Below are 10,301 nucleotides of genomic sequence, written 5' to 3' on the forward strand. Positions count from 1 at the left end.
GAGACGGCGGGCTAGTGAATCTCTCCCCCCAGTCAGCTTCGCTGACAGCCCCCCTCATCAGAGGGAGGCCAATACGGACTTATAAGGAGCAACACATGCCAAGAGGACCTATGGGGCACGGGCCGGGCGCAGGGCGCGCGGTCGAAAAGCCCAACGATTTCGGCAAAGTCATGGGCAAGCTCGTGCACTATTGCCGCAACTACATTCCCGTCATCGCGGTCGCGCTCGTGCTGGGCGCGATCGGCACCATCTGCCAGATCATCGGCCCGGACAAGCTCAAGGAGATGACCAACGCCATCGTCAACGGTTTGCCCGCCATCGTGAACGGCCGGCCGGTCATGCGATCGATCGATTTCGGCGAAGTCAGCCGCATCGCGTGGATGCTGGTCGCGCTGTACGTGGGATACGCGGTGCTCGGCTACGCGCAGAGCTGGCTGATGGCGAACGTCACCCAGCGCACCGCCCAGCGGCTGCGCGAGTCGATTTCGGTCAAAATCAACAAACTCCCGCTCAAGTACTTCGACAAGGTCAGCTACGGCGACGTGCTCTCCCGCATCACCAACGATGTGGACGCCATCGGCCAAACGCTGGGACAGTCGCTCGGCGCACTGATCACCTCGGTGGCGCTGTTCGTGGGTGCGCTGGTCATGATGTTCTATAACAACGTGATCATGACCCTGTGCGCCATCGGAACCAGCCTGCTCGGCATGGTGCTCATGATGGTGATCATGAAGACCTCGCAGAAGTACTTCGTGCGCCAGCAGGTCGCGCTGGGCGATGTGAACGGACACGTGGAGGAGATGTACGCCGGGCATCTCATCGTCAAGGCATACAACGGCGAGGCGGATTCAATCAGGCGTTTCGAGAAGTACAACGCCGACCTGTACGATTCCGGTTGGAAGTCGCAGTTCCTCTCCGGCCTGATGATGCCGCTCATGCAGTTCGTAGGCAACCTTGGCTACGTGGTGGTGTGCGTGGTGGGTGCTGCGCTCGCCATGGACGGGCAGATCGAGTTCGGCGTGATCGTGGCGTTCATGATGTACATCCGCCTGTTCACCCAGCCGCTTTCCCAGTTCGCCCAGGCGTTCCAGAACCTGCAGCGCTGCGCGGCCGCCGCCGAGCGCGTGTTCGGCTTCCTCGAGGAGCCGGAGATGGCCGACGAATCCGGCAAGTCCGCCTTGCTGGGGGCCGACGGGCATCCGGTGAAGGGCGACGTGGAATTCAAGCATGTGCAGTTCGGCTACGAGCCCGACAAGCCGATCATCCATGACTTCTCCGCTTCGGTTGCCGCCGGCCAGAAGGTCGCCATCGTGGGGCCGACCGGCGCCGGCAAGACCACTATGGTCAACCTGCTCATGCGCTTCTATGAGATCTCCGGCGGCTCGATCTCCATCGACGGCGTGGACACGGCCAGCGTGCCGCGGTGGAACGTGCACGACCAGTTCTCCATGGTGCTGCAGGACACATGGGTGTTCCGCGGGACCGTGCGCGAGAATATCGCCTACTCCAAGCCGGGCGTCACCGACGAGCAGATCGTGGCGGCTTGTCGCGCCGTCGGACTGGACCACTTCGTGCGCTCGTTGCCGCAGGGCTACGGCACGGTTCTGGACGACAAGTCCGCCTTGTCCGCAGGCCAGAAGCAGCTGCTTACCATCGCCCGCGCCATGGTGCAGGACGCCCCGATCCTGATTCTCGACGAGGCCACCTCCTCGGTCGACACCCGTACCGAAGAGCTCATCCAGAAGGCCATGGACGCGCTGACCGTCGGCCGGACGAGTTTCGTGATCGCGCATCGCCTCTCCACGATTCGCGACGCCGACATGATCCTCGTCATGAACCACGGCGATGTAATCGAACGCGGCACCCATGACGAGTTGCTGGCGGCTGGCGGTTTCTACGCCGACCTTTACAACAGCCAGTTTGCGCAAATCGCCTGATGGCGTGTCTTCTGCGCCCCGAGTCGTGCAGCGGGGCTGCATGCGGAGTGGTTCTTGATGAATATGGATGGCTATCTGCTTTCAATGAGGTACATTTCACGTTTTGCGGAAAGCTATCTGCTTTGAATGAGGTACCTTGATTCTCGAACTGCGGGTATTCAGCCTGTGGAGATAGCGATATTCTGCGGTTGTTGGCCTCGGGCTACCGGATCATGTACCTCACGTAAGGCAGATAGCTCTCTGTAAGACGTGAAATGTACCTCATTGAGCCGAGATAGCTTGAAATAGTACGCAGAATCATCGCACGAAGAAGCCGCCGGGGAATCCGGCGGATTGTGCGGCGGTGCGGTCGGCGTTGAGGATGGCGCAGTCGAAGGCGAAGTGGGCGCGCAGCTGGTTGGCTGGGGTGGTGAACAGGGCGGTGGCCAATCCGTCGGCCAAGGCCGTGGAATATGCGGGAGGGACGTCATGATTGCGCAGCCCGGCTTCCCGATCGACTTCCCGTCTGACTGCACGGTTGCCTTTCCGGCCAGCATCATCTTGAGATGATTCAATCTCCACCGCAACCCACGTGGCGGCCACCTCGTCTACCGGGAGCCCGTCGATGGCATTGAGCAGATGATGCAGCTGATGTCCGGCCGCCTCGCCCCAATGGCGGCGGCTGGGGGCGCTCGCGCAGAATGCGCCTTGGCTGATTCCGACCGCGCCTACGGCGTTGGCCGGATTGGCGGGGTCCTCCAGTGCGATAGTGATTGGCGTGTTCGTGTGAATCAGCAAGTCCCCGCCTGCGTCGATGACGTATTGAACGGGCTGGGGCGCTGCGTGGGCCGCCTCCAGCATCTCTGCGATCAGATCCACCAGATACCCCTTGCCGCACGCACCAAAATCAAGCGCGACCGGTCCGTGCGTCACTAGCGTCGTGCCATGGCGCTCAACGTCAACTGGCCAAACGGCCCGTCCGTGAATTGCGCCTGCATGTTCGGCGGCGTCGGACTCAACGGCAAACGAATAAGCGGCATCGTAACCAAGCCGAATCAAATCCTCGCCGACGCATGGGTCTATTGCGCCATCGGTGGCGTCGAACAGGCGATCATACAGGTCGAACAGCGGACCGCACCATTCTGGGAAATCGAACGTGCCGCCGTGCCCGGCAGTACGCATCCGGCCGACAGTCGAATCGCCTCTGAACCGGGACAGCGCGGACTCGTATGTGTCGATGAACGTGCCAATCCGGTCTCGAATCCCATCATTGAGTGCGGCATCGGTGTGCAGTAGCAGTCCGGTGCCCAACGCAGCGGGAAAGGCGGCGACGTGCGGCAATCGTTCGGTCAAACCAGTCATGCCTACCATCGTAGAACGCGTGGTTCTCCCGGTGTATACTGGATTTTGACACTGTGTCAATGTTGATTCGGAGGTATGGGAATGGGCAATACGACTACAGCAAATGTAACGGGAGCGCAAGTTGCATCGTCGAAATCATCCATCAAAGACCTGCCCCTGCCCAAGGTGTGGGCGTTCGCCATCGGTCAGTTCGGCTGGGCGCTGCTCTCCGGCATCATTTCCAACTGGCTGGTGTATTTCTACCAGCCCGACCAGGAGACTATCTCGCAAGGCCAGACCGTGTTCGTGCCGCAAGGCCTCGTGGTGCTCGGCATAGTGACCGTGGTGGGCGGCATCACCGCGTTCGCCCGTTTCTTCGACGCGTTTGTGGACCCCGCGGTCGCGTCCCTGTCCGACCGGTGCAACGCTCGTTCCGGCCGCCGCATGCCGTTCCTCAAGTTCGCCGCAGCGCCGCTCGCCATCATCACTGTGCTCGTATTCTGGAGTCCGATCAACGGCACCAGCTGGGCCAACGCGGCGTTCCTGTTCGTCACCGTTATCGGCTACTACATCGCCCTCACGTTCTACTGCACGCCATACAACGCACTCATCGCCGAACTCGGCCATGACTCCAAGCAGCAGCTCACCATCTCCACCGCCATCTCCTTCACGTGGGTGGCGGGCACGGCCATTGCGTATGTGGCGCCGGTGATCTGGGGCGGTTTCGTGCCGGCGATGGGCCGCATCACCGCCATCCGCGTGACCTTCACCATCATGGCCGCCGTGGCGTTCGCCTGCATGCTGGTGCCGCCACTCGCCATCCGCGAGAAGGACTACGTCAACTCGCAGCCCACCTCCGAATCGACCATCGAATCCCTGAAGCAGACCTTCGGCGACGGCGAATTCCGCAAGTTCGTCTGCTCCGACGTGGTCTACTGGGTGGCCATCACCACCTTCCAGACCGGACTGCCGTTCTTCGTCACCTCGCTGCTCAAGCTCCCCGAAACCACCACGACCATCTACTTCGTGCTCATGACCGGCGTCTCCGTGCTGTTCTATCTGCCGGTGAATCTGCTGGCCAACCGCGTGGGCAAGAAGCGTCTGCTGCTGGTGGCGTTCGTGATCTTCACCTGCGCGTTCGCGTTCGCCGGCGCGCTCGGCTCCGGTGCTTGGCTTCCTGCCGGCGATGGCGCAGGGCTGATGCTCTCGGTGGTGGGGGCGATTCCGATGGCCGCGTTCGGCATTCTGCCGCAAGCCATTGTGGCCAACATCGCCGACGCCAGCTCGCGCGTCACCGGTCAGGATCGTCAGGGTATGTTCTACGCCGCCCGCACCTTCGCGATGAAGATGGGCCAGTCCGTGGCCATGCTGCTGTTCACCGGTGTGTCGACGATTGGCGTGGCATCCGGTGCCGGTTACCGCATCGCAGCCATTTGTGCGGCTGTGTTGTGTGGCATCGGCGGCATCGTGTTCGCGTTCTATGACGAGAAGAAGGTGCTTGACGTGCTTGGCGCGCGTAAGGCGTGATTCCCTTCTCTTTCCCTCTCGAGCGACGTCCCACGCCGAATTGCGTTTGACCGCACTTCGTACTATACTGTTGCGAGTTGCTTTGCGGAGCAGAGCAACACGCCAAGGGGCTGTAGCTCAGTTGGTAGAGCGTTTCGTTCGCATCGAAAAGGTCGCGGTTTCGATTACCGTCAGCTCCACGAACCCTCCGGATTCCACCCCGGAGGGTTTTTCTTTTTCGCGCTATCTGGACTATCTGCGATACGAGGTGCTGTCGTCGGCATAGCGTCGTCGGCATAGCTCAAACCGCAACGATTTTGCCAAACATTCTTGCTGATTGGCTTGATTCCGGCAGCTCGGGGCGGTGCGTGGCAGAATCGTTGCTGCGCGCTGCTTCGCATGGCTGCTGTCCCGGAGCGGGACCCCTGTAAGGCAGGCAGATGTTCCGAAAGACGGTAGTCGGCCCCTCGTAACGGAGAAACAGCGTTCGCTATGTAGTGAAATGCTCCGTGGCTTAGGCAATACTGGAGATATGACGACACGTGCCACCGATTTCACCGAACAGTTCCGCTCCGACGATGAGAGGGAGGTGAACGGTGACGCTCCCGTCGCCGAAGCTGCCGCCGACAGTGCTCCGCATGCGCAATCCCGTGAAGCGGCCGTCGAGATTCCCGCCGGCACCGTGGTGCTCGCCGCGACCCCGATCGGCAATATCGGCGACGCCTCCGCCCGCCTGGTCGCGCTGATGGAGCGTGCGGACATCATCGCCGCCGAAGACACCCGCCGACTGTACGATCTGGCCCGTCGTCTCGGCGTATATGTGACCGGCCGCGTGGTCGCCTACCACGACCACAACGAGCGAGCCAAGGCGGACGGCCTGCTCGATCAGGTCAAGACTGGTGCCACAGTGCTGGTGGTTTCGGATGCCGGCATGCCCACCATCAACGACCCCGGTCTGGCCATCGTGCGCCGCGCCATCGAACGCGGGCTGCCGGTGACCTGCGCGCCGGGCCCGTCCGCTGTGCTCGATGCGCTTGCCCTCTCCGGCCTGCCCACCGACCGCTTCTGCTATGAAGGATTCCTCCCGCGCAAGCACTCCGAGCGCGTACAGGCCCTGCGCGCGCTGCTGCCTGAACGTCGCACCATCGTGTTCTACGAGACGCCCCATCGTATCGCCGAATCGATGGACGACCTGCTCGATGCGTTCGGTCCTGACCGCCCGATGGCGTTGTGCCGCGAACTCACCAAGGATTATGAGCAGGTGCGTCGCGGGCCGATAGGCGAGATTCGCCAAGGCGTGATCGACGACCCGCCGCGTGGCGAAATGGTACTGGTGATCGCCGGTGCGTCCAATGAGGAGGCCGAGGCTGCGGCCCCCAACATGCTGAGTGTGGAGGATATGGCTGTGCTCGCCATCGACCGTGCGCTCGAAGACGGGCTGCGCATCAAGGATGCCATTGCCCAGGTCGTGCAGGAACACCCGCTGCCGGACGGATCGTTGGCCAATCGCAAGCAGGTGTATTCCGCGGTACTGGAGATCCGCGGCTGACGTTCGCAGCCGATGCCCGCGGCTAGCGTCCGTCAGCGGAACTGTTCGTTACTCATCCTCCAATGATTCGAGCAGTATTTCGAGCGATTGCCTAACGCCTGGCCCGCCCGCCTGGGAGATGAACTCCAGAATCGGCGCATCGGCGGAAGGATTCGCCACAATCCACCGTCGCAGCTCTGGCACATGAAGCGCGATGTGCCAGAGCGTCTCCGCTTCAGTCGACGGATCGCATGCCACGAGCGGCGTCAGGGCGATTGGCGGGGCGGGGGGAGTGGTCAAGTCGGAGATAGGGGCGGATGCCGTAGCGGTGGAGGAAGACTGGGGAAGCCGATGCGATTGGCGCAGACGATGCAGTCGCTGCGAGGACCGTTTCCGGATACGAGGTCGCCGGTGGTTCCATTCCATCATGAGTATCGCTCCGTGGTGATTTCGTCGATCTCGCGCTGGATGGCGGTGAAGAACTCCTTGGCGCGGGCCGCGTATTTGTGATGCCGATGCTCTTTGACGATTTGCAGACAGTCGTCCGGCTGGAATTCGTATGCGGACATCAGTTGGCACACCAGGGCGTTGATGGTGGAGGGATCCGGGTCGCTTTCGGGCGCCATGACCAGATCGCAGGCGGTGCGGGCCGGCGTAGTAATGGTGAGGGATCCGATTTTGAGTATCTGCTCGGGCAGTGTCAGTCGTTTGAACACGCGGATGCGCCGGCCGACGGTCGACGAACGGAAATGAGAGGTGGAGATCACGTCGATGGTGTTGGGAAACGGGTCGCCGCCCAGCCAAACCCATGCGGCGGTATAGGTGCAGGCCACTGTGCCGAAGGGCGCAATAGACGCCACGATGGCGGCTCGGCCGTACAGCGTGTTGGCGTGATCGGACCAGTAGCCCGAGAATTCGTCCAGTTGGTTGACGGTGCCGAATGCGCTGAGCCGACTGAGACTGAGCGGGCCGGGCAGATCGTTGGTATGCAGCAGTATCGGCACTGTCGGTTGGCATGGGGTGGCGGCAGAGGTGATGGACGGCAGTGTGGACGGGCGCGTCGTGTCGGAATGCGATGAGCGGCCGGCTGGATGCATCGCGCGTGGGCCATTGGCGTTCCTCGTTGCGTGTGGCGTGCTGCTGTGTGGCGTGCTGTTGCGAGGCGTGCTGTTGCGAGGCGTGCTGTTGCGAGGCGTGCTGTTGCGAGGCGCGATGCCGGTGCCTGCGGCGTTCATATCGGTACTCATGTCCCTACCGTGGCACAACGCGCGCCCGCGTGCCATCGGCATGACGAAAACAGTGGATAAGTGGATAAGTGCGGCGGGCGGATGATTGTGGACGGATGATTGGCGGGGCGCAGTACGGCGTGGTCCTGCAATTGTGGTCGGGCTTTGCCCGCGCTTTGTTGGCTCGACTGTCGTCTCGCACACGTTGGCGAACAGTCCGCAGGACTGTTCTTATTCCCAGCGTGGTCCTGCAATTGTGGTCGGGCTTTGCCCGCGCTTTGTTGGCTCGACTGTCGTCTCGCACACGTTGGCGAACAGTCCACAGGACTGTTCTTATTCCCAGCGTGTCCGCAATGCGCCGGATAATCGGGGGTTATGAGTCATGTATTGGTGAATGTTGCTTGGCCGTATGCGAACGGCCCCCGTCATATCGGCCACGTCGCCGGCTTTGGTGTGCCGTCCGACGTCTATGCGCGCTACGAACGCATGAAGGGCAATGACGTGCTCATGGTCTCCGGCACCGATGAGCACGGCACCCCGATCCTGGTGGAAGCCGAGAAGGAAGGCCTCACAGCCCAGGAGCTGGCCAACCGCTACAATCGCGTCATCGCCAAGGATCTGTGCGACCTCGGCCTGAGCTACGACCTGTTCACCCGCACCACCACCGGCAACCACGAGCACGTGGTGCAGGAGATGTTTAAGCAGTGCCTGGAGAACGGCTACATCTACAAGGGCACGCAGCAGGTGGCCATCAGCCCGTCCACCGGCCGCACACTGCCAGACCGCTACATCGAAGGCACCTGCCCGATCTGCGGCGCCGAAGGTGCTCGCGGCGACCAGTGCGACGCCTGCGGCAACGAGCTCGACCCGGACGAGCTGATCAACCCGGTCTCCAAGATCAACGGCGAAACCCCCCGCTTCGAGCAGACCGAACACTTCTTCCTCGACCTGCCGGCGCTCGCCGAAGCCAACAAGGCTTGGCTGGAGACCCGCAAGGGCTGGCGTACCAACGTCATCAATTTCTCGCTTGGCCTGTTCAAGGAAGTCAAGCCGCGCGCCATCACCCGCGACATCGACTGGTATCCCGGTGCCGGTGAAGGCTGGATCGACAACCCGAACAAGAAGCTGTACGTGTGGTTCGACGCCGTGATCGGCTACCTGTCGGCCTCCATCGAATGGGCCCGCCGCCAGGGCGACCCGGAGAAGTGGCGCGAATGGTGGAACGACCCGAAGTGCCCGGCCTACTACTTCATGGGCAAGGACAACATCACCTTCCACTCCCAGATCTGGCCGTCCGAAATGCTGGCGTACAACGGCAAGGGCTCCAAGGGCGGCGAAACCGGCCCGATGGGTCCGCTCAACCTGCCTGAGCAGGTGGTGGCCAGCGAGTTCATGACCATGGAAGGCAAGAAGTTCAGTTCCTCCCGCGGCATCGTGATCTACGTCAAGGACATCCTCGCCCGCTACCCCGTGGACGCCGTGCGCTACTACATTTCCGTGGCTGGCCCCGAATCCTCGGATTCCGACTTCACGTGGGCCGAGTTCGTGCGCCACAACAACGAGGAGCTCGCCTCCTCGTGGGGCAACCTGGTGAACCGCGTGGCCAACCTCATCAACAAGAACTTCGGCGAGATTCCGCCGCTGGACGAGGATTCGATGACCAACGAAGACCGTGGCCTTCTGGAAGAGGCTTCCGCCGCGTTCGACGTGGTCGGCTCCTCCATCGAAACCCACCACCAGAAGCACGCCCTGTCCGAGGCGATGCGTGTGGTCGGCGACATCAACAAGTACATTTCCGCCACCGAACCATGGAAGATCAAGGACGACCAGGCTCGTCTCGGCACCGTGCTGCACGTGGCCGCTCAGGCCGTGTCTGACGCGAACCACCTGCTCGCGCCGTTCCTGCCGCACTCCGCACAGAAGGTGTGGGAGGCGCTCGGCGGCACCGGCACCTTCTCGCCGCTGCCTGAGCTCAAGGAAGTCGAGGATCTCGACAAGCCCGGCTTCACGTATCCGATCATCACCGGCGATTACGAGCTCGGTGTGAACGTGCACCCGTGGAAGAGCGAGGCAATCGAGGTCGGCGCCGTGGTGCCTAAGCCCGCGCCGATCTTCGCCAAGATTCCGACCGAGGCCGTGGAAGAGGAGCTGGCTCGCTTCGATGAAGCGTTGGCTGCTCGCCGTGCCGCCGAAGCCGAGCGTCTGGCCGCCGAGAAGGCCAAGCTCGCCGCCGAATGATTCGGCATTGCTAGCTCGTAGCTGACGGGCCACCTCGCACATGAAGTGTTGCGAGGTGGCCCGTTGCCGTATGTGCGGTCAAGCCCCGACAATGCGAGGCCGGTTGTCGGCGGGCGTCACAAATTCGTCACACTCCGCCAAGACTTTTCCCAGACAAGCACATCAATTCGCCAAGCATGGAGCGGTTATATAGAAGATGTCAACGGAATGAAGTTCATACCGGTGGCGAGGTTCTTCGAACCCCATAACTGAACCCTTCTTCTCTCTTCTCTCTCACCCGGCGGCCCCCTCCGCCGGGTTTCTTTTTTTAGGCTCTTCGGGTGTTTGTGTGGGTGTGGAGCACTGGTCCGGCCTTCTGGTTATTGGCGTCCGGGGAGTTGGAGGTCAAGTCCTCCGCATTTGAGCATGACGAGGCTGATGAGGTTGTCGAGGTTGCGGTAGCCGTAGCCGATCTTGATGGTGGTCTTGATCTTGTTGTTGATGGCCTCGAGKCCTGGCGTTGGACAGTTCCGGAACGGATGGTTGATGGAGGATGTCGAAGTGGCG

8 protein-coding genes and 1 tRNA gene are annotated in these 10,301 nt (G+C 61.9%); 5 read left to right on the plus strand and 4 right to left on the minus strand.

The features are described from left to right. Nucleotides 1-95: 95 nt before the first annotated feature. Nucleotides 96-1,937, plus strand: coding sequence for an ABC transporter ATP-binding protein (locus BREU_RS09320; protein WP_044090631.1), 1,842 nt, complete (start codon nucleotides 96-98; stop codon nucleotides 1,935-1,937). Between the two features lie 297 nt (nucleotides 1,938-2,234). Here the strand turns inward: BREU_RS09320 and BREU_RS09325 are convergent, their stop codons facing one another. Beyond that, complete coding sequence (locus tag BREU_RS09325; protein ID WP_044090632.1) at nucleotides 2,235-3,278, minus strand: FAD:protein FMN transferase; 1,044 nt, start codon at nucleotides 3,276-3,278, stop codon at nucleotides 2,235-2,237. Nucleotides 3,279-3,359: 81 nt separating this feature from the next. On the opposite strand from BREU_RS09325, the gene BREU_RS09330 reads away from it, so the two are divergent. The 3 genes from BREU_RS09330 (at nucleotide 3,360) to rsmI (ending at nucleotide 6,312) form a co-directional block, all read left to right on the plus strand. After that, the gene (locus BREU_RS09330) at nucleotides 3,360-4,784 is read left to right on the plus strand and encodes an MFS transporter (RefSeq protein WP_044095935.1); all 1,425 of its coding nucleotides are present in this window, start codon (nucleotides 3,360-3,362) and stop codon (nucleotides 4,782-4,784) included. A 106-nt stretch (nucleotides 4,785-4,890) separates the two neighbouring features. Beyond that, nucleotides 4,891-4,963: transfer RNA gene (locus BREU_RS09335), tRNA-Ala, on the plus strand. Between the two features lie 332 nt (nucleotides 4,964-5,295). After that, entirely contained in the window at nucleotides 5,296-6,312 is a 1,017-nt protein-coding gene (rsmI, locus tag BREU_RS09340) for a 16S rRNA (cytidine(1402)-2'-O)-methyltransferase (protein WP_238567054.1), read from the plus strand. Nucleotides 6,313-6,360: 48 nt separating this feature from the next. On the opposite strand, the gene BREU_RS12460 is transcribed toward rsmI, so the two are convergent. Further along, on the minus strand, nucleotides 6,361-6,720 hold the full coding sequence (locus BREU_RS12460) for a variant leucine-rich repeat-containing protein (protein ID WP_238567055.1): 360 nt from the start codon (nucleotides 6,718-6,720) through the stop codon (nucleotides 6,361-6,363). Continuing rightward, nucleotides 6,717-7,388 carry a hypothetical protein gene (locus tag BREU_RS09350; RefSeq protein ID WP_044090638.1) on the minus strand — a complete coding sequence of 224 codons (672 nt, stop codon included), beginning with the start codon at nucleotides 7,386-7,388 and terminating at the stop codon, nucleotides 6,717-6,719. Before BREU_RS09350 ends, BREU_RS12460 begins: the two co-directional genes overlap by 4 nt. A gap of 504 nt (nucleotides 7,389-7,892) precedes the next feature. Between BREU_RS09350 and metG the strand changes: the two genes are divergently transcribed. Further along, entirely contained in the window at nucleotides 7,893-9,755 is a 1,863-nt protein-coding gene (metG, locus tag BREU_RS09355; RefSeq protein ID WP_044095937.1) for a methionine--tRNA ligase, read from the plus strand. 359 nt (nucleotides 9,756-10,114) lie between these two features. On the opposite strand, the gene BREU_RS09360 is transcribed toward metG, so the two are convergent. After that, a partial coding sequence (locus tag BREU_RS09360; protein WP_044095940.1) for a transposase occupies nucleotides 10,115-10,301 on the minus strand: 187 nt, incomplete at its 5' end.

The organism is Bifidobacterium reuteri DSM 23975 (genome assembly GCF_000741695.1).
Classification (GTDB): Bacteria; Actinomycetota; Actinomycetes; order Actinomycetales; family Bifidobacteriaceae; genus Bifidobacterium; species Bifidobacterium reuteri.

What these genes read in the sequence shown, in the direction of transcription:
- BREU_RS09330 (WP_044095935.1), top strand. Translation starts at nt 3,360, where the DNA reads ATGGGCAATACGACTACAGCAAATGTAACGGGAGCGCAAGTTGCATCG.
- BREU_RS09350 (WP_044090638.1), bottom strand. Translation starts at nt 7,388, where the DNA reads ATGCATCCAGCCGGCCGCTCATCGCATTCCGACACGACGCGCCCGTCC.
- rsmI (WP_238567054.1), top strand. Translation starts at nt 5,296, where the DNA reads ATGACGACACGTGCCACCGATTTCACCGAACAGTTCCGCTCCGACGAT.
- metG (WP_044095937.1), top strand. Translation starts at nt 7,893, where the DNA reads ATGAGTCATGTATTGGTGAATGTTGCTTGGCCGTATGCGAACGGCCCC.
- BREU_RS09325 (WP_044090632.1), bottom strand. Translation starts at nt 3,278, where the DNA reads ATGACTGGTTTGACCGAACGATTGCCGCACGTCGCCGCCTTTCCCGCT.
- BREU_RS12460 (WP_238567055.1), bottom strand. Translation starts at nt 6,720, where the DNA reads ATGATGGAATGGAACCACCGGCGACCTCGTATCCGGAAACGGTCCTCG.
- BREU_RS09320 (WP_044090631.1), top strand. Translation starts at nt 96, where the DNA reads ATGCCAAGAGGACCTATGGGGCACGGGCCGGGCGCAGGGCGCGCGGTC.